Origin of the sequence: Clostridium lamae (genome assembly GCF_033043255.1) — a bacterium.
Lineage (GTDB): Bacteria > Bacillota > Clostridia > Clostridiales > Clostridiaceae > Clostridium > Clostridium lamae.
Genome location: NZ_JASCQJ010000007.1, coordinates 40,375 through 60,089, shown reverse-complemented (window position 1 = coordinate 60,089; position 19,715 = coordinate 40,375). Strand labels below are relative to the sequence as shown.

Below are 19,715 nucleotides of genomic sequence, written 5' to 3'. Positions count from 1 at the left end.
GCATTATGCATTGTTTAAAGTGCGTAATGCATAATTATGGTGAAAACTCCTACGGGAGTTTTTTTAAATGAAAGAATGAAAGAATTAAAAAATGAAAGAATAAAAGTGAAAGTTTATTATAGCTCTGGTTGAATGCAATATAGGTATATTGTTTTAAGTCAGAGCTTTTTTTATATAAATGTTTAGAAATAAATTATTTTTATTAAAGAAAATAAAATTAATTTATAAAATTTGAAAAAATATGTAAAATAAGCTAAATTTATGGTTGAATTTGTAAAATGTGTATAATATAATGTTTATGTAAAATATACATTATATGGAGGGGAAGATGAAAAAATTTAAATTATTTATTGCTAGTGTTTTAACTTACTTTATGGTAATGTCTATATTGCCAACAAGTCTTTTAGAAACAGTAGTTAATGCAACTGAAAATGAATATTCTGCTTTTTTTTAAAAGTGATTACTATTTAAGAGGACAGCTACAGTTCAATGACAAGTTCATAATTTCATATGAAGAACAAACCATTGATGGAAGGAAGTTGATTATTTCACTGATTGAGCATGGTAAAGAAACGGTTTTAAAAGAAGTTTCTAATTATTATACTATTCAAATGTATAATGAAAGTAATATTACAGATGTAGCTAAAATGAAAATATCAATGGACTATTTTGACCAAGATAATATTTATTTAGAATATGATTTTAATACTGGTAAGTTAAGAGAATTTAGTGGATCAGATTGGGAACAAGAATCAGTAAATAATATAGAAAATCAAAACAGTCAAATTATAAATAAAGAAGCAATAAAAAAATACTTAGATAGAATTAATGAAAAAACCAATTTAAATATCAGTATCGATAATATGGAAAAAGTTAATGGGGTATTTCCATACAATAGCCAAGTATATAAGGATGATAAAAATCAAGTAACTATAAATATGAACTATATATCTAAGAAGAAAGATATAATTGATTTTAAAATTTATTATAGAGCTATAGAAGATAATGTTGATAAAGAATTAAAAGGAGTTCTATCTGAAGATTACATATATATAAGTCCATATGAGAATTATAAAGAAATTTTAGGTTTTTATAATAATAGTAATGAAAAATTATTAATATTTGATCAAGTAGATAATAGCTTTACAACTTTTGATGCTATTACAGTTGAAAATGGAAAAATGTCATCTAAAGGAGTTGTGAAAAGAGAGGCTGGAGAAGGAGTTTATAATGCTACTAATATAAATGATTATATATATATATCTAAAAATAACTCTTTAGATAAGTATAAATTAGAAAATGGAGAATATAAAAAAGTTAAGAGCTATGAATTAGCACAAAATTCTCAGTATTACAATATAAATTCAAGTAACTCTTGGTACATTCAAAAGCTGAATGATAAAGCATATTTAAGTAAGATAGAAAATGATGAATTATCACCTAAATATGATGTTACCACTCAATTAAGCTCAATACCATATGCTAATAGAATTTATTCATATGATGATAGTGTTATATTTATTAAATATAATGGATTTATAATGCTTCAAAAAAACAAAAACTCTATTCCAAGTGTTCCTGAAGAACCATCAAATCCACAGGAACCAAGTAAACCTGAAAATCCAACTATTCCAACAAATCCAGGAGATAATGGTGGTACAAAACCTTCAGAAGATAAAGTAGTTACAGAAGTACCTAAAATTAATCCAAATGAGAAAAATGAAATACCTGTTAAAACTACAGAAAGAACAAAGAACATAGAAGTAGTTGTTAAAGACATAGAAGCTATTAAAAATGGTAATGGATCATTAAATATAACAACAGATAATGGAGTTGAAATTAATTTACCATTATCAACAATAGATAAGAGTCTTTTAGAAGGGGCTAAGGATGTTACTATTAAGTTAGATATTATAGAGAATTCAGATATAGTTAAAAATATCAAAGGAGTTAATAAGGTATTTGATTTTAACTTAATCATTAATAAAGAAGATGGAACAACAAATATCCATAACTTTAAAGAGGGATTAGTTGAAATCAAGCTTAATTTAACTGATAAAGACTTTGAAGGGTTTAATAGAGATAAGATAGTAGTTTACTATTATAATGATTCAACTAAAGCTTTTGAAGAAATGGAAACTTCAGTTAATGGAAATGAAGTAACTTTTAAAACTTCACATTTCTCTAAATATGTAATAGCAGAAAAGATAGAAACAGATAATGAAGAAATTCCAGCAAATGAAGGAGCTAATGGAAGCAAACCTTCTACAGATAATAAAACTGGAGCTGGAAAGGGGCAATTACCTGAAACAGGAGCAAGAGTATCCAATACTACAATATTAGTTTTAGCAGTAGGAATGTTAGCTATTGGTGGAGCTATGTTCTTTAGAAAAAGAAAACATGCTTAATTTAAAGTAGAATAATTATAAATCCATGCTTTAGAAAAATCTATTGCATGGATTTTTAAAATAAGGAGACAAATTATGTTTGAAATAATAATAGGAATACTACCTTTTATAGTACTAACTTCAGTTTTTAAAGAAAACTTAGGCTCTTTAATTTTGTTTTTAATGGGGAGCATTTTCATTATAAAAAATAAAAGTAAAATTAAAGAGAGCAAGTACTTTTTAATTTTAATAATAATGTGGCTTTCAATATTTATATCTCAAATAATTGTTTCACCTTATATTGAAAGTATTTCAGGAAGCTTTTTATATTTAACTATGGCTATATACTACTTAATATATAGCTATGTTTTTATCGAGAAAAATAAAGATGAAATATTAAAGTATATTCTTTTATCAATGTCTGCTATATGTATATTTTATATCTGTTATCATGGTTTATATCAAGGCATTAGAGTTTTTGGAAATATTGGATATGCCAATAGTTATGGAGTATTACTATTAATTGGACTTTACTTGAATAAAGTTAGAAATAATGATAATTTTACAGATACTATAGAAATAATTTTATTTATAGGTTTATTATTTACAGGTTCAAGAACTACAATTATTTTATCTCCACTATATATCGTATATAAAATGTATAGAGATAAAAAATATAATAATATGAAATTAATATTATCCTTAGAGCCAATTGCATTAGGAGTGGTATTATATATAATTTTAGATAAATTGAGATTAACAGCGATATTTATATTACCAATAGTAGTAATTTTCTATATATTAATTAAAAATTACAAGCATAAAGATAAACTATATTATATTTTAGGGATATTAGGCGTAATAATATTATTTGTAACTAACAGCAGTACCTTTAACAGACTAAAAAGTATTTCATTTACTGATGGAACCTTTCAAGAAAGATTTGTTTACTATGGAGATTCAGTAAGTAGTATTATAAAGCATCCTTTTGGAAATGGAATAAATATGTTCCAATATAAATTATTTGATAATGCTACAGCCTTTTATGATGTTAAATATATTCATAATTCATTTTTACAAATAGCATATGATACAGGAATAATTAATTTAATAATTTTTATTACTATAATTTTAATAGGCTTATTTAAGCTAATTAAAAGTAAGAATCAAAGTAAAAATTATTTAATCTTAGCCTACTTAACTATCTTATTACATTCATTACTAGATTTTGATTTAGCTTTTAGTACATTTCCAATAATTCTTGTGATGTTAATAGTTTTGGGGGAGGTAGAGTCATTAGAAAAAAAGAAAATCAATCAAGAAGATAGTAAAGATAAAGCTATTAGTATAAGTAAGTATTTATATATAGGTATATCAGCTGTGGCTATTTATTTTATAGTATTCGAGACAAGCATAGTAATAGGAAATTACTTAATAGATGTCAATACAAATTTAGCTGATAAGATATTTAGTTTTTCAAATAATATATCCTTTAAAAGAGATTATAGAGGCTACTTTAATAGAGCTCAAGCTAAGAAAAATCTATATGACAAAACTAATGATAATAACTATTTAAAAGAAGGAATAGGACTACTTGAAATTAGTAAAAAGATAAATCCTCATGATCCAATGGTGGAATGGAATTTATCATATTTACATGAATCCTTAGGACAATATGCAGCAGCTCTAAAATATGCTGAGAATGTAGTGGAAAGAGAAAGATTTTATCCAGGTGCATATATAAAGCTCTATGATTATTTAATGAAACTTTATGGTGAAACTGGGGATAAAAATACTGAATACAAACTTAAAAATTTAGAAGTTACTTATTATGTTAACTATGAGGAATTAAATAAAAGAGCTCAATATATGAATAATCAGCTTCAAGAAAATATTGATGATATTAGAAGTGAAAATATAGATTATAATTTATTACTCAATGGAAAATATCAAAAAGAAGTTAAATACTTTAATCAAGAGGATGAAAAGTGGACAAACTATCCTTATAAAACAGTAGATAATTCTTTAGGAAAAACAGGTTGTGGAGTTACAGCTATGGCAATGATTCAATCTACAATTAAAGAAGTAGATATAAATCCAATAGAATTAGCTAAATACTCTATTGAAAATGAATATTGCAATAACAATACGGAAATAGAATTTTTTGATGAAGTTGTAAAAGAACCACAATATAAATTAAATGTTCAAAAATTTGAAAGAAATGAATTAACAAAAATAAAAAGGTTAGTAAGTGATGGGCAACATATGGTAGTTGCATTAATGAGAACAGGAAGTTTTACAACGGAAGGTCACTACTTAGTTTTATATGGAATAGAAACAATAAATGGCGTAAATTACTTTAATGTTTTAGATAGCAATAAAGACAATAAAAACTACAAAGACAATGAAAATATAATTCATAATACTCCTAAAGATGGCTTTATAAAAGTCAAATCAAGCCTATTTTTAGAAGAAGCTATTGAATATTGGGTTTATAATTAATTGGAAAAAAAAGGACCCCAGGGGAAAATCCCCTGGGGAATAAATTTTCATTTTAAATTCTTAACATTTAGGGTATAATGAATAACTAGAGAAATGAGATAAACTAAAGTAAATTTAATTTAAATTTCAAGGAGGAAAAGCCATTGGCAGATTATATAAGTGAAATAGAAAAGAGAAGAACCTTTGCTATTATATCCCACCCAGATGCAGGTAAAACTACATTAACAGAAAAATTCTTATTATATGGAGGAGCTATAAGACTTGCAGGTTCAGTAAAGGCTAGAAAGGCTTCAACTCATGCAGTATCTGACTGGATGGAAATAGAAAAGCAAAGAGGTATTTCAGTTACTTCATCAGTAATGCAATTTAATTATAGAGGACACTGTATTAACATATTAGATACACCAGGTCACCAAGACTTCTCAGAAGATACATATAGAACTCTTATGGCTGCAGATAGCGCAGTTATGGTAGTAGATGGAGCAAAGGGTATAGAAGATCAAACAAGAAAGCTATTCCATGTTGCATCTCTTAGAGAAATGCCTATATTTACATTTGTAAATAAGATGGATAGAGAAGCTAAAGACCCATTTGAATTATTAGAAGAAATAGAAAATGAACTTGGAATAAAAACATATCCAATGAACTGGCCAATTGGTTCTGGTAAAGAGTTCAAAGGAGTTTATGAAAGAGAAAATAATAGAATTATTGCCTTTTCAGCAGGTAACCATGGACAAAGTGCAGTAGAGGCTGTTGAAGGTTCAGTAGATGATCCAAGATTTAGAGAAATTTTAGGGGATGCCCTTCATGATAAACTAATGGAAGATATTGAATTATTAGATATAGCTGGAGATGAATTAGACTTAGAAAAAGTTAGAACTGGAGAATTAACACCAGTATTCTTTGGATCAGCTTTAACTAACTTTGGTGTAGAGCCATTCTTAGAGCATTTCTTAGATATGACTACAGCACCACTTCCAAGACATTCAAATGTAGGAGAAATAGACCCATTTGATAAGAACTTCTCTGCATTTGTATTTAAGATTCAAGCAAATATGAATAAGGCTCATAGAGATAGAATTGCCTTTATGAGAATTTGTTCAGGAAAGTTTGAAAAAGGATCAGATGTATACCATATGCAAGGTGGTAAGAAGATTAAACTTTCTCAGCCACAACAATTTATGGCTCAAGATAGAGAAATAGTAGAAGAAGCATATGCAGGAGATATAATTGGGGTATTTGACCCAGGTATATTCTCAATTGGAGATACACTATGTTCAGCATCAAAGAAATTCAAATTCGAAGGTATTCCAACTTTCGCACCAGAACATTTTGCTAGAGTTAGACCAGTAGATACTATGAAGAGAAAGCAATTCGTAAAAGGTGTTACTCAAATAGCACAAGAAGGAGCAATCCAAGTATTTAGAGAATCATTCGTTGGTATGGAAGAAATAATAGTTGGAGTTGTTGGTGTACTTCAATTCGAAGTTTTAGAATACAGATTAAAACATGAATACAATGTTGATATAAAGATGGATAGACTTCCATTTAGATATGTAAGATGGATAGAAAATAAAGATATAGATATGGAAAAACTAAACTTAACTTCAGATGCTAAGAGAGTTAAAGACTTCAAAGATAGAAATATCCTTATATTCCAAAATGACTGGGGTATTAACTGGGCATTAGATCACAATAAGGGTTTAATACTTTCAGGTGTAGGTAAAAGCGAAGAATAATTAAAGAATTAAAAAATTAAAGAATGAAAAAATGAAAGAATAAATGAGAAAACTCCCGAAAGGGAGTTTTTTTAATGCATAATGCACTTTAATTAATGCATAATGCGTAATTGATAATGCATAATTTAGGAAATAACTCAGACAAGCTGAGTTATGAAATTTTATTTAAGCTTTTATTCTTTCATGCTGATTTTGCTTCAGCAAAGAGGCTACCAACTCTTTCATTCTTTCATTTGGATTTTGCGAATGCAAAAGAGAAGCTTCATTCTTTAGTTTGAAAAACTCCGTAAGGAGTTTTATCCCTAATTCTTTCATTTTTTCATTTCTTCATTCTTTCATTAAAAAACTCCGTCAGGAGTTTTCACATCAATTATGCATTACGCATTATGCATTATCCATTGATTCTGTTATGCATTCAACACAAAGTGTTCTATTGCCTTTGCAACTCCAGAATTATTATTAGTATCAGTTACATAATCAGCTTGGTCTTTCACTAACTCAAGTCCATTGCCCATTGCAACGCCAATACCTGCATAGTTTATCATGGATAAATCATTTTCTGAATCGCCAATACACATAACTTCATTAGGTTTAATATCTAAAGTTTTAGCTAAATGTGAAACAGCTATTCCTTTTGAAGTTGTTCCAAGTATAACCTCAAAATTATCACGTCCAGAACTAACAACATGTAAAGTATCACCATATGTTTCTTTAAGTTCATTTTTGGCTGCCCAAAGATTTTCCTTATTAGGCTTTTCATCTATAACTATACTTTTCAATATATTTCCCTTGAAATTTTTAAGGGTATCAGCAAAGTTTTTTGTATCAATTAGGAATTTAACTTTCTTTTCATCAGGCAAATCTTTATTCATAATATTATAAGCATGAGTATCAGGAATTTCATTTTCTCTAATAAGTGTATCCCAGCTATTAAAGTTTGCTGATAGTCCATGCTTTTTAACTATATTATATATATCAAGGACTATATCCCTAGGTAATGGAGTTTCATATACCGTATCATTATTAAAGTTAGTTTTTATGTAAGCTCCATTTGAAGCAATCACAGCAGTATCTATACCGATTAAATCAGAATAGTATTTAGCGGAAGAAAATAATCTTCCAGTAGTTATTGCTATATTAACACCAAGTTCTTTTGCTTTTCTTAAGGCTACTTTATTTCTATCAGTCACTTCATGATCATTTGTCAATAATGTACCATCCATATCGATACATATTAATTTTATATCGTTTTTCAAAAATATCCCTCCTAAGTAAAAAATATCGATATAAATAGTATAATCTAAATGAATAAAAATAGAAACCATATTATCTTTACGCAAATTTAAATGTCAAAAATTGCGATATATTTAAATAGAAATACGAACATATGTTTGCTATAATAAGAATATAAAAAATCGAAGGGAGGAGTGGGCTGTCGCCCAATGTAAAATGAATAATTAAGAATGTAAAATTGAGGTAAAAACTCCTAAAGGAGTTTTTTAAAATTGATATATTATATATTATATATTTTTAATTTATTTTAGACAGCTCCATTATTTATGAAAAACTTAATCATTAGAGCAAAGCAAGGAGATAAAATTGCATTAGAAGAAATAATAATAAAGTTTAAACCTCTTATTAATAATACAGCTATGAGTTTTTATATTTATGGATACGGAGATGAAGATATAAAACAAATAGCTATACTTACAATAATTAAGGCTGTAAATAAATTTGATATAACCTTAAGTGATTCATTTCCAAGTTACGTAAAAGAAGCTGTTAGAAATTCAATTTATAAAGAAATAGATAAAGCTACTAAAATATACTTTAAGAATAAGGAATCAAAAGAAATTGCAAAATTTATAGATATCAAAGAGATAATGGATGAGAATACAAATATACAAGAGGATTATATTAAAAAAGAGGGTAAAAGGGATTTAGAAGCAGCTATAAGTTTATTAAAAGAAGAAGAGAGAGAGTTACTTAAAGCTATTTATATTGAGAGAAAAACTCTAAGGAGATATTCAGAAGAGAAAAATATTGAGTATCATAAATCAAGATATATTAAAGATAAAGCAATAAAAAAATTGCAAGATAATTTACTTAATTTTTAATGTGTAATTTAAATCAAAAAATAATAAAATAGAAAACCGTACCTATAGGCTATATGCTTTTGGGTACGTTTTTTTTATTAAATATCATAACTGTATAGTTAAAATTTCATGGATTAATTAAAATTCTTATACTTAATTTAAAAAAATGGGATTTTATAGAAATAAAAGCAGTGTTATTAGTTTAAAAATTACAAATAAGGAAAGAATATGAAATAGATTATCCTTAATGATTAATAAGGGATATAAAAGAAAATATGAAAGGAGTGTTATAATGATACATTTAGCGAAATACTTGGCTAGTATATATATATTTACAAGTACAGTGTTTCCAGTACAATTAATTAGCAGTACAAAAACGTATGCTATGGACAACATAAAATCAGCGCAAATAGAACTATCATCAGAAAGCCAAACTCCTATAAATAATATGAGCAGATTGGCTGTAGTTGAACGATACTTCATTGAATATAAACAGCAAATACTAGAAGAGGAGCAAAAATTAAAAACTGAGCATCAAAGATACGGACAAGTAATTTATGATGATTCACGTTTGAGAGCCGAACCTAACACTAATTCAGAAATTAAATTTGTATTTAAAAAAGGAATGACATTTGAAATAATTGAAAGACAATGGGATTGGTTAAAGGTTAATTACAATGGAGAAGAAGGCTTTATTTATATGCCATTAGTAGAACAATATGAAGACAAACCACCATATGAAGTTTATAAAGAGCCTACAGGGATTCCTCATTATAATCCAAATAACTTAAGAGAGCTTAGCAATTTAACTGAAGATCAGATTTATAAGATGTTAGAAGGGAGCGCACTACAAACGTTATCTAGTGCATATTATTATTATGAAAAAGAATATAATGTTAACGCTATATTTCTAATGTCTCTTAATTCAGAAGAATCTGGACATGGAAGATCTTCATTAGCCAGAACTCATAATAATCTTGGAGGAGTGAAAGATGGCAACTCATGGAGGTATTTTAATGACTGGGGCGAAAGTCTTGATTATATAACTAGACTTATAGATAAATACTATCTAACTGAAGGTGGAGATTATTATAATGGAGTTAGCGTATGGAATGTAAATGTAAGATACTGTGAAGGTAACACCTGGGCAGGAAACTTGAATACCATAGCAAATGAATTACTAGCAAAATTATAATATAAGGATTTATTGGGTTAGAGTTAGTAGAAAACGTTTTTTATTTAACACTATCTTAGAACTTTGTTTCCAAGAAAAGCATAATAATTTAAGGAGCTGTCGCACAATGTAAAATGAATAATGAAAAATGTAGAATTAAAGAAGAAACTCCGCAAGGAGTTTCTAAAATATATATCTTTTTAGTAATTCGTTTCGAATTACATCAATAATTCTACATTTTTAATTAATGAACTGTCGTGACAGATCCTATTTCTGCATTTGATACTTTATTTATATTCCTTAAGAATATGCTTAAGCTTAGTTAAAGCCCTTTTCTTTAGGCAAGAGCAATAGTAATAATCCTTATTTCTAGACCTTGAATATTTAGAGAGATTAGGAAGCGTGTTAGCGATATATAAAAAGATAATAATATCCTTTTCTTCGTAATCAAGGTTGTTTAATGCAGATAAAACCTTATTATTAATAATAGAGTTAGTAACCTGATTTTCAATATCTACATTTTCATCAATTATACTTTCAACAATTTCGTTATCAGGGGAAGTAGGTATAGGTGAATTAAGACTTATTTCATCACTATATTTAGCTTCACTTCTTATAAGAGTTATAAATCCATTTTTAACACTCCAGAGTGCATAGGAACTAAAGCTTTTACTGCCTCTAGTTAAATCAAATAAATTTATTGCTTTCAAAAGACTTATTATGCCAATTTGTACTAGATCTTCAAAGCTCCTATTCTTTAGAAAAACTCTTTTACTTTCCTTAACTATTAGAGGGTAATACATTTTTATTATTTCTTCTTTAGCATTTTTATCATTGTTTTTTGCTTTTTCTATCAAAATTTCCATAAGTGAACCTCCTAAAAATACATTTCATAAAGTAATTACCTATAAAAAGCAAAAATTGAGAAAATGAAAATGAATATTTATAAGAATTTATTAAGAAAATCGTCTGAAGCTTAAAAAAACAAAATAATACATACAAATAATAAAAATTAACGAATAATAAAAATTAAAAAATAATTACAAAATACTAAGTAAAACTCAAAAAATAAGATGTATTTTTAATGTTTTTGATAAAATACTAATATTTTTATAAAAAAGTATTAATAAAGGGAATTGGAACAGAAGATAATTTGTCGAACTTAAATAAAATGTCAAAAAAATTAGAAATATTTTCCTTTAAAAAATGTGAATTTTAATGTAATATTTTATTAAATTAAACGGCAAATTAAAGTTGTTGTAAATTAAATTATTAACAATATGTGGAAATGATGATAAACTCTTATTTAAATGAATTTTTATACAATATAAATTATTCAATTATGAACAGTGATTTGTTAGGGGGAAAAGAATTGGAAGAGCAAGTGATAAGGATAGATGAGTTGTTCGATGCTTTAAAGAAAAGATGGTTAATGATAGTTTTAATTACATTGATAGCAACTATAGTCTCAGCAACATTAAGTTTTTTTGTTATTAAGCCTCAGTATGAGGCAAGTACTAAAGTGTTTATTGGGAAAGCTGAAGATGAAAATCAAAGTTATAGTCAAAATGATGTGCTTATGTATCAGAAGCTTATGAAGACTTATTCTGAAACAATAAAAACTAAAGATTTAATTTCTAGAGCATTAATAAGTACTGGCTTAGAGCTAGATACTAATGAAGTGTTGAATAATTTAACAGTAGTTACAGTGTCAGATACACAGATACTAGAAATTATGTATAAGAGCAAAATTCCTCAAGAGGCTAAAGAAGTTATTGAAGGAGTTTCTAATGAATTTATAAAAATATCTAAGGAATTAGTTTCTAATGGGAATATTAAAATTATAGAAGCTGTAGAATTACCTGAAGAGCCTGTTAGCCCAAATAAAAAGATGAACATAGCAGTAGCTTTCTTACTAGGTTTAATGGTTGGGGTTGGACTAGCTGTTTTACTAGAATTTTTAGATAATACCTTTAAAAATAAGGAACAATTAGAAAGACAATTTGACATACCTGTAATTGGCTCAATACCAAAGGTTATGGAAGATTAGGAGGAAGTTATGTTTATAGTTGAAAAAGAACCTAAATCGATAGTGTCAGAAAGCTATAGGACTTTAAGAACAAATATACAGTATTCATCTTTTGATAAAGAATACAAAGTAATAGTCGTAACAAGTGCTGAGCCAGGGGAAGGTAAATCTACCACATCCGGAAATTTGGCTTTATGTTTGGCACAGGACAATAAAAAAGTATTATTAATAGATTGTGATTTAAGAAAACCAAGCTTACATAAGAAATTCAAAGTTTCAAATTTAGTTGGGTTATCAGATGTGATTGTAGGAAAGGCTGATTTATATAGTGCTACACATAAATATAATGAGAGATTAGTCATATTAACAGCAGGGAAAATACCTCCAAATCCATCTGAAATGCTTGCATCAAAGGCAATGATTAATTTACTAGAAAAATTAAAGGAGATTTTTGATTACATAATCTTAGATACTCCTCCAGTGCAAGCTGTTACAGACTCTCAAATTTTATCTGCTAGATCAGATGGAACTATAGTAGTCATAAGAGCAGAAAAGACCAAAAAAGATTCAGTTGAAAATGCTATTAGTCTTTTACGAAAGGTTAATGCAAATATAATTGGAACAGTTTTAAATGGACTCGATTTAAAGAGGAACAAGTACTACTACTATTACGGAGAGTAATTGTAATGAATAATGCATAATGCTTAATGCATAATTATGGTGAAAACTCCTACGGGAGTTTTTTAATGAAAGAATGAAGAGCCTCTTTGCTGAAGCAAAGAGGCATGAAAGAATGAAGAAATTAAGGATTAAATTCCTTCGGAATTTATAAATTTCATAACTCAGCTTGTCTGAATTATTTCGATAATTATCCATTATCAATTATGTATTATCAATTAGAAGAAGTGCATAATTATGGTGAAAACTCTTTCAGAGTTTTGGAAAATGAAAGAATGAAGAGCCTCTTTGCTGAAGCAAAATCAGCATGAAAGAATGAAGCTTCTCTTTTGCATTCGCAAAATCAAAATGAAAAAATGAAATAGCTTAGAGCTTCTTTGCTGAAGCAAAATCAGCATGAAAGAATGAAAAAATTAAGGATTAAATTCCTCTGGAATTTATAAAATTTCATAACTCAGCTGTCTGAGTTATTTCATAAATTATGCATTATCAATTATGCATTATGCATTCATTTAGCTTGCTTGAATTATTTCAACAATTATGTATTATCAATTATGCATTATCAATTAGAAGAAGTGCATAATTAAGGTGAAAACTCTTTCTGAGTTTTTAGAATGAAAAAATGAAGAGCCTCTTTGCTGAAGCAAAATCAGCATGAAAGAATGAAAAAATTAAGGATTAAATTCCTCTGGAATTTATTAAAATTAATGAAAGAATGAAGCTTCTCTTTTGTATTCGCAAAATCGAAATGAAAAAATGAAATAGCTTAGAGCCTCTTTACTGAAGTGAAATCAGCATGAAAAAATAAAGGAATAAATTCTAAGGAATTTATAAAATTTCATAACTCAGCTTGTCTGAGTTATTTCAACAATTATGCATTATCAATTATGCATTATGCATTCCTTTAGCTTGCTTGAATTATTTCAACAATTATGCATTATCAATTATGCATTATGCATTACCAATCATGCATTATCAATTATGCATTATGCATTCCTTTAGCTTGCTTGAATTATTTCATAAATTATGCATTATCAATTATGCATTATGCATTCTCAATTATGCTGTGTAGTTGTTGTATAAAATAGCATAAATTTTATAATATGTAATTAATACATAAAATAAAAAGAAAAATGGGGTGATATTATAGTAGATCTACATTCACATTTGATTTGGGACATCGATGATGGAGCTAAGTCAAAAGAAATGACATTGAATATGTTAAGACAGGCTGTTGAAGGTGGTACTAGTAAGTTAGTACTTACACCGCATTATTTACCAGGGTATTATGAGGTACCTATAAAAGAAGTTAAGGAAAAAGCGAAAGAAGTTAGTCTTTTAGCTAAAGAACAAGAATTAGATATTGATATTTATTGTGGGCAAGAAGTTTATTTTAACATTAAATTGTTAGAATATTTTGAAGATAATCTTATTGGAACAATAAATGATTCAAGATATATGCTAATTGAATTTAATATGAGAAGTTTTTCTATAGATGAAGTAAGTGATATTCTATATGAATTGCAGCTCAAAGGAATTGTGCCAGTAATAGCACATCCAGAAAGATATCACATTTTTATAAAGAAACCTTCTTTAATAAACGAGTTTATTGATAAAGGCTTTCAATTTCAATTAAATTTGGGCAGTGTGACTGGAGATTTTGGTAAGGAAGTAAAGAAAACTGCAGAAGTTTTCTATAAAAATAGAATATACAGCTTTTTGGGATCAGACGCACATAGGGATGGAAAGAGAAATCCTAACATGAGTTTAGGAGCAAAAGCTTTAAAGAATATGGATAACAATTATTTTAACTATTTAAACGATTCAGGTGAAAAACTTTTAAATGATGATGAAGTTAAATTTATAGGTAATTTAATAAAAGAAAAAAAAGGGTTATTGAGTATATTTAAAAATAAATAATGTTAAGGCGGGAAAGGAGTATTTATATGGAAAAATTACACTTAGAAAATGAAAGCAATATTGAAGCCTTAACCAAAGATGAGAGGGTTATATATAACTCTGCGAAGAGAATACTAGATTTTATTTTATCTACATTAGGATTAATTATTTTGAGTCCAATACTTGTGATTGTGGCCATATTAATAAAGCTAGAATCTAAAGGGCCAGCTATATTTTCACAGCAAAGAGTGGGGTTAAATGGAAAGGAATTTAAACTCTACAAATTTAGATCTATGGTGACAAATGCTGAGGAGTTAAAAGAAAAATTAGCAAAACAAAATGAAATGTCAGGTCCAATGTTTAAGATGAAAGAGGATCCTAGGATTACTAATATAGGTAAATTCATTAGGAAAACTAGTATTGATGAGCTACCACAATTGATAAATATACTAAAGGGCGATATGAGTTTAGTTGGTCCAAGACCAAGTTTACCAAATGAAGTGGCTGAGTTTGAACGTTGGATGCTAGATAGATTACTAGTAAAGCCAGGTCTTACTTGCTACTGGCAAGTTTCAGGTAGAAATAATATAGATTTTATTGATTGGATGAAGCTTGATTTAAAATATGTAGAAGAAAGAAGTTTTTTATTAGATATAAAGCTTATAATAAAAACATTTTTTGTGTTATTTGGTGATGAGAATGCGTCTTAAATAGGTTAAGGGGGTTAGTTTATGAAAATAGTTGTAGCAGGAACAGGGTATGTAGGATTAGTTACAGGAGCATGTCTTTCGGAAGTAGGACATAATGTAACTTGTGTAGATATAGATGCAAACAAAATTGAAATTATGAAAAATGGGATTTCACCTATATATGAACCAGGATTAGATGAATTATTAAAAAGAAATTTTGACTTAGGAAGATTAGATTTTACTACAGATTATCAAAATGCTTATAAAGATGCAGATGTAGTATTTATAGGAGTAGGAACTCCAGAAAGGGAAGATGGATCTGCTAATTTAGACTATGTTTTTGGGGTATGCAAACAAATTGCTGAAAATGTAGAAAAGGACTGTTTAGTAGTTGTAAAATCAACTGTTCCAATAGGAACTAATGACAGAATTGAAGAATTTTTAAAAGAAAATCTAGCTACTGGAATAAATATGGAGGTTGCTTCTAATCCTGAGTTTTTAGCACAAGGAACAGCGGTAGTAGATACTTTACATGCAAGTAGAATCGTAATAGGTGTTGAATCAGAAAATGCTGAAAGGATACTAAGAGAAATATATAATCCATTTAATCAACCAATAGTATGCACAAATAGAAGAAGTGCAGAAATGATAAAATATGCGTCAAATGACTTCTTAGCATTAAAAATAAGTTTTATGAACGAGATTGCAAATGTATGTGAAATAGTTGGTGCAAATATAGAAGACGTAGCAAAAGGAATGAGCTATGACAAGAGAATAGGAAATAAATTCTTAAATGCTGGAATTGGATATGGGGGATCATGTTTCCCTAAAGATACAAAGGCTCTACATTGGCTAGCAAATGATAATGGTTATGAAATAAAAACTATAAAAGCAGCCATAGAAGTAAATGAAAATCAAAAATATAAGCTGTTTAGAAAGGCAAAAGAGAAGTTTGGTTCTCTAAGAGGAAAGAAGGTTGCAGTGTTAGGATTAACATTTAAACCTGGAACAGATGATTTAAGAGAAGCTCCATCAGTACCAAATGTAAGAAGATTATTAGATGAGGGAGCAGATATAATAGCATATGATCCAGTTGGAATAGAGAACTTTAAAAAGAAATATCCAACTGAAATCGAATATACAGAAAATCCGTTTGAAGCAATAAAAGATGCAGATATGGCATTTATATTTACAGAATGGAAGGAAATAAAAGATATGGGAGTAGAATGCTATAAGCATATGATGAAAACTCCAATTATCTTTGATGGAAGAAATTGCTATGAGATAAGTGAAGCTGAAAGTTTAGAAGTAGAATATTATTCAATTGGTAGAAAAGAAGTATTAAATATTAAAGAAAAAGAAATAGCAGAAGTAGCTATTACTTTCTAAAAGAAGAGGTGATGAGAGGGATGTTATGTGCTTTGATTATGGCAGGAGGCAAAGGAACTAGGTTTTGGCCATTGTCAACTGAAGAAAAACCTAAGCAGTTTTTAAATTTAATAGACAATGAGACTATGATACAAATGACAGTAAATAGAATTAAACCTATTATACCAATGGAGAGAATATTTATATGCACTGGTGAAGTATATGTGAATTTAGTTAAAGAACAACTTCCAGAATTACCTGAGAGAAATATTATTGTGGAGCCAGAAGGAAGAAATACAACTCCATGTATTGCTTTATCTGCTCTTGTAATAAATAGATACTATAAGGATGCAGGAATGGTAGTACTACCTTCAGATCATTTAATTAGTAATGAAGAAGAATTTAGAAAAATAATTTTAGAAGCTAATAATTATATTGAAGAAAATGGTGATGCAATCATTACCTTAGGAATAGAGCCTACAAGGGCAGAAACAGGATATGGATATATAAAATGTAGTGATGATAAAACTAAGATTATAGAAAATGAAGTAATAAAGGTAGATAGATTCGTAGAAAAACCAAATAAAGAATTAGCAGAAGAATACTTAGAAGATAGAAATTATTTATGGAATGGTGGAATGTTCCTTTGGACAGTAAAAAATATCTTAAGTGAAATAAGTAAGTATTCACCAGATACTTTTGAAGCTCTTAATAAAATACAAGAAGTTGAAGAAGAAGAGCTACAAGATTTTATAAACAAGGAATATAAGAACACTGAAGCAATTTCAATTGACTATTCAGTATTAGAAAAATCTAAAGATGTATATGTAATCCCTAGTAATTTTGGATGGGATGATATTGGAAGCTGGGAAGCAATTGAAAGATATAGGGAGAAAGATGACTTTGGTAATGTGATGATAGGACAAGCTAGGTCATTAAAGGGAGGAAATAATTTATTAGTTTCTTCAAATCATGAATTAATAGTTGAAGGACTAAGTGATATATACGTTATCGAAAATGACGGAAAAATAATAGTTGGACAAAGAGCTAATGTTGTTAATGTTAAAGAATTAAAAAATATTGTTTAAGGGAATAAGAAGACGGAGGATTATTTATGAAAAAAGTTGCTCTAATTACAGGAATAACAGGTCAAGATGGTTCATATTTAACTGAATTATTATTGGAGAAGGACTACGAAGTACATGGGATTATAAGAAGACATTCAAGTATTAGTACTTCAAGAATAGATCATTTATTTGAAAATACTGAGATTGGAAATAAAAAGTTATTCTTACATTATGGAGATTTAACAGATTCATCTAATTTAAATAGATTAATAGAAAAGATTAAACCTACAGAAATATATAATTTAGCTGCTCAATCCCATGTAGCTGTATCATTTGAAGTTCCAGAATATACAGCAGAAGCTACAGGAGTTGGAACTTTGAGACTTTTAGATGCTATAAGAGAAAGTGGAGTTAAATGCAAATTCTATCAAGCATCAACATCAGAATTATTTGGAGGGCTTCCAGATACTGCACCACAAAGTGAAAAAACACCATTTTATCCAAAGAGTCCTTATGGAGTTGCAAAGCTTTATTCATATTGGATAACAGTAAATTATAGAGAAAGCTACGATTTATATGCTTGTAATGGAGTTTTATTTAATCATGAATCACCAAGAAGAGGAGAAACCTTCGTTACAAGAAAGATAACAAGAGCAATTGCTTCAATTATGGCTGGAAAGCAAGAAAAGCTATCACTTGGAAATTTAGATGCAAAAAGAGACTGGGGTTTTGCAGGAGATTATGTGTATGGAATGTGGCTAATGCTACAACAAGATAAACCTAAAGACTATGTACTTGCAACAAATGAAACCCATACAGTTAGAGAATTTGTTGAACTTGCATTTAAAGAAGTTGGTATTGAAATTGAATGGGATGGAACTGGAGTAGATGAGAAGGGCTACGATAAAGCTACTGGAGTAGAATTAGTAGATGTAAATCCAAGATACTTTAGACCAGCGGAAGTTGAACTTTTATGGGGAGATTCATCAAAGGCAGAAAAGGAACTAGGCTGGGAAAGAAAAGTTAGCTTTAGAGGGTTAGTTTCAATGATGGTAGATGCTGATATGAGAGAGATAGCAGGAATAGGATCACAAGAATTCATTGCAAAAAACGAAGCAGCAGCGACAAAGTAAGAAGGTGAATTAATATGAATAAGGATAGCAAAATTTATGTTGCAGGACATAGAGGTCTTGTTGGCTCTGCTATTGTTAGAGAATTAAAGAAAGATGGATATACAAATATAATAGGGAAAACTCATAAAGAGTTAGATCTTATGGATTCTTTAGCAGTAGAAACCTTCTTTAAAGAAGAAAGGCCAGAATATGTATTTTTAGCAGCTGCTAAGGTTGGTGGAATCTATGCAAATTCCACTTATCCTGCAGATTTTATGTATGAAAATTTACAAATTCAAAATAATGTTATAGGAAATGCTTATAAGTATGGAGTTAAAAAGCTAATGTTTTTAGGAAGCTCTTGTATTTATCCTAAGATGAGCCCTCAACCTATAAAGGAAGAATACTTACTTTCAGGATATTTAGAAGAGACAAATGAAGCTTATGCCCTTGCTAAGATATCAGGACTAAAGATGTGTCAGTACTTTAATAAGCAATACGGAACAAACTTTATAAGTGTAATGCCAACTAACCTTTATGGACCATATGATAATTTCCATCCAGAAAATTCTCATGTAATGCCTGCCCTTATAAGAAGATTTCATGAAGCAAAAGTAAATAATACAAAAGAAGTAGTAGTATGGGGAAGTGGTATGCCACTAAGAGAATTCTTATATTCAGAAGATATGGCAGATGCGTGTATCTATCTAATGAAGAATTATGAAGGAAATGATTTCTTCAATATAGGAACAGGAAAAGAAATCACTATAAAAGGCTTAGCAGAACTAATAAAAGAAGTTGTAGGTTATGAAGGAGAAATAGTTTTTGATGCATCAAAACCAGATGGAACTCCAAGAAAGCTATTAGATGTAAGTAGATTAGAAAGCCAAGGTTGGAAATATAACATGGAATTAAAAGATGGAATAAAAGAAGCATATAAGTGGTACTTAGAAAATGTAGCAATGTAGAGTTAGG

Annotated in this window: 16 protein-coding genes; 14 read left to right on the top strand and 2 right to left on the bottom strand. The window is 28.5% G+C overall.

The features are described from left to right. The first annotated feature begins 328 nt into the window (after window positions 1-328). The 4 genes from QK892_RS05710 to QK892_RS05695 all read left to right on the top strand — a co-directional run bounded on the left by QK892_RS05710 (window position 329) and on the right by QK892_RS05695 (window position 6,628). Complete coding sequence (locus tag QK892_RS05710) at window positions 329-454, top strand: hypothetical protein (RefSeq protein WP_317272568.1); 126 nt, start codon at window positions 329-331, stop codon at window positions 452-454. Window positions 455-539: 85 nt separating this feature from the next. Beyond that, window positions 540-2,408 (top strand): LPXTG cell wall anchor domain-containing protein, encoded by a 1,869-nt coding sequence (locus QK892_RS05705; protein WP_317272567.1) that lies wholly within the window; start codon window positions 540-542, stop codon window positions 2,406-2,408. A 75-nt stretch (window positions 2,409-2,483) separates the two neighbouring features. After that, a complete protein-coding gene (locus QK892_RS05700; RefSeq protein WP_317272566.1) occupies window positions 2,484-4,889 on the top strand; it encodes an O-antigen ligase family protein in 2,406 nt (801 codons plus the stop codon). Between the two features lie 143 nt (window positions 4,890-5,032). Then, complete coding sequence (locus tag QK892_RS05695; RefSeq protein ID WP_317272565.1) at window positions 5,033-6,628, top strand: peptide chain release factor 3; 1,596 nt, start codon at window positions 5,033-5,035, stop codon at window positions 6,626-6,628. A gap of 407 nt (window positions 6,629-7,035) precedes the next feature. Here QK892_RS05695 and QK892_RS05690 read toward each other — a convergent pair whose 3' ends face one another. Next, window positions 7,036-7,884: a Cof-type HAD-IIB family hydrolase gene (locus QK892_RS05690; protein ID WP_317272564.1), complete on the bottom strand. Its 849-nt coding sequence runs from the start codon at window positions 7,882-7,884 to the stop codon at window positions 7,036-7,038. A gap of 303 nt (window positions 7,885-8,187) precedes the next feature. On the opposite strand from QK892_RS05690, the gene QK892_RS05685 reads away from it, so the two are divergent. Together QK892_RS05685 and QK892_RS05680 are read left to right on the top strand one after the other, a co-directional pair. Further along, window positions 8,188-8,745 carry a sigma-70 family RNA polymerase sigma factor gene (locus QK892_RS05685; RefSeq protein WP_317272563.1) on the top strand — a complete coding sequence of 186 codons (558 nt, stop codon included), beginning with the start codon at window positions 8,188-8,190 and terminating at the stop codon, window positions 8,743-8,745. A 271-nt stretch (window positions 8,746-9,016) separates the two neighbouring features. After that, window positions 9,017-9,919 (top strand): SH3 domain-containing protein, encoded by a 903-nt coding sequence (locus QK892_RS05680; RefSeq protein ID WP_317272562.1) that lies wholly within the window; start codon window positions 9,017-9,019, stop codon window positions 9,917-9,919. Between the two features lie 266 nt (window positions 9,920-10,185). Here QK892_RS05680 and QK892_RS05675 read toward each other — a convergent pair whose 3' ends face one another. Beyond that, on the bottom strand, window positions 10,186-10,764 hold the full coding sequence (locus tag QK892_RS05675; RefSeq protein ID WP_317272561.1) for a sigma-70 family RNA polymerase sigma factor: 579 nt from the start codon (window positions 10,762-10,764) through the stop codon (window positions 10,186-10,188). A gap of 506 nt (window positions 10,765-11,270) precedes the next feature. Here QK892_RS05675 and QK892_RS05670 point away from each other — a divergent pair. From QK892_RS05670 to QK892_RS05635, 8 genes are all read left to right on the top strand, one after another. Beyond that, the gene (locus QK892_RS05670) at window positions 11,271-11,948 is read left to right on the top strand and encodes a YveK family protein (RefSeq protein WP_317272560.1); all 678 of its coding nucleotides are present in this window, start codon (window positions 11,271-11,273) and stop codon (window positions 11,946-11,948) included. A 9-nt stretch (window positions 11,949-11,957) separates the two neighbouring features. Continuing rightward, the gene (locus QK892_RS05665; RefSeq protein ID WP_317272559.1) at window positions 11,958-12,608 is read left to right on the top strand and encodes a CpsD/CapB family tyrosine-protein kinase; all 651 of its coding nucleotides are present in this window, start codon (window positions 11,958-11,960) and stop codon (window positions 12,606-12,608) included. Between the two features lie 1,140 nt (window positions 12,609-13,748). After that, entirely contained in the window at window positions 13,749-14,525 is a 777-nt protein-coding gene (locus tag QK892_RS05660; RefSeq protein WP_317272614.1) for a tyrosine-protein phosphatase, read from the top strand. A gap of 26 nt (window positions 14,526-14,551) precedes the next feature. Continuing rightward, entirely contained in the window at window positions 14,552-15,214 is a 663-nt protein-coding gene (locus tag QK892_RS05655) for a sugar transferase (RefSeq protein ID WP_317272558.1), read from the top strand. A 21-nt stretch (window positions 15,215-15,235) separates the two neighbouring features. Next, the gene (locus tag QK892_RS05650) at window positions 15,236-16,582 is read left to right on the top strand and encodes a UDP-glucose dehydrogenase family protein (RefSeq protein ID WP_317272557.1); all 1,347 of its coding nucleotides are present in this window, start codon (window positions 15,236-15,238) and stop codon (window positions 16,580-16,582) included. Between the two features lie 20 nt (window positions 16,583-16,602). Continuing rightward, window positions 16,603-17,649: a mannose-1-phosphate guanylyltransferase gene (locus QK892_RS05645; protein WP_317272556.1), complete on the top strand. Its 1,047-nt coding sequence runs from the start codon at window positions 16,603-16,605 to the stop codon at window positions 17,647-17,649. 26 nt (window positions 17,650-17,675) lie between these two features. Beyond that, window positions 17,676-18,761, top strand: a complete 1,086-nt coding sequence (gene gmd, locus QK892_RS05640) for a GDP-mannose 4,6-dehydratase (protein ID WP_317272555.1) — start codon at window positions 17,676-17,678, stop codon at window positions 18,759-18,761. Between the two features lie 14 nt (window positions 18,762-18,775). Continuing rightward, window positions 18,776-19,708 carry a GDP-L-fucose synthase family protein gene (locus QK892_RS05635; RefSeq protein ID WP_317272554.1) on the top strand — a complete coding sequence of 311 codons (933 nt, stop codon included), beginning with the start codon at window positions 18,776-18,778 and terminating at the stop codon, window positions 19,706-19,708. Window positions 19,709-19,715 lie beyond the last annotated feature (7 nt).

Bases quoted from the DNA above. Each gene is read 5' to 3' on its own strand.
- QK892_RS05665 (WP_317272559.1), top strand. From the start codon at position 11,958: ATGTTTATAGTTGAAAAAGAACCTAAATCGATAGTGTCAGAAAGCTAT.
- QK892_RS05680 (WP_317272562.1), top strand. From the start codon at position 9,017: ATGATACATTTAGCGAAATACTTGGCTAGTATATATATATTTACAAGT.
- QK892_RS05675 (WP_317272561.1), bottom strand. From the start codon at position 10,764: ATGGAAATTTTGATAGAAAAAGCAAAAAACAATGATAAAAATGCTAAA.
- QK892_RS05700 (WP_317272566.1), top strand. From the start codon at position 2,484: ATGTTTGAAATAATAATAGGAATACTACCTTTTATAGTACTAACTTCA.
- QK892_RS05645 (WP_317272556.1), top strand. From the start codon at position 16,603: ATGTTATGTGCTTTGATTATGGCAGGAGGCAAAGGAACTAGGTTTTGG.
- QK892_RS05655 (WP_317272558.1), top strand. From the start codon at position 14,552: ATGGAAAAATTACACTTAGAAAATGAAAGCAATATTGAAGCCTTAACC.
- gmd (WP_317272555.1), top strand. From the start codon at position 17,676: ATGAAAAAAGTTGCTCTAATTACAGGAATAACAGGTCAAGATGGTTCA.
- QK892_RS05685 (WP_317272563.1), top strand. From the start codon at position 8,188: ATGAAAAACTTAATCATTAGAGCAAAGCAAGGAGATAAAATTGCATTA.
- QK892_RS05710 (WP_317272568.1), top strand. From the start codon at position 329: ATGAAAAAATTTAAATTATTTATTGCTAGTGTTTTAACTTACTTTATG.
- QK892_RS05635 (WP_317272554.1), top strand. From the start codon at position 18,776: ATGAATAAGGATAGCAAAATTTATGTTGCAGGACATAGAGGTCTTGTT.
- QK892_RS05650 (WP_317272557.1), top strand. From the start codon at position 15,236: ATGAAAATAGTTGTAGCAGGAACAGGGTATGTAGGATTAGTTACAGGA.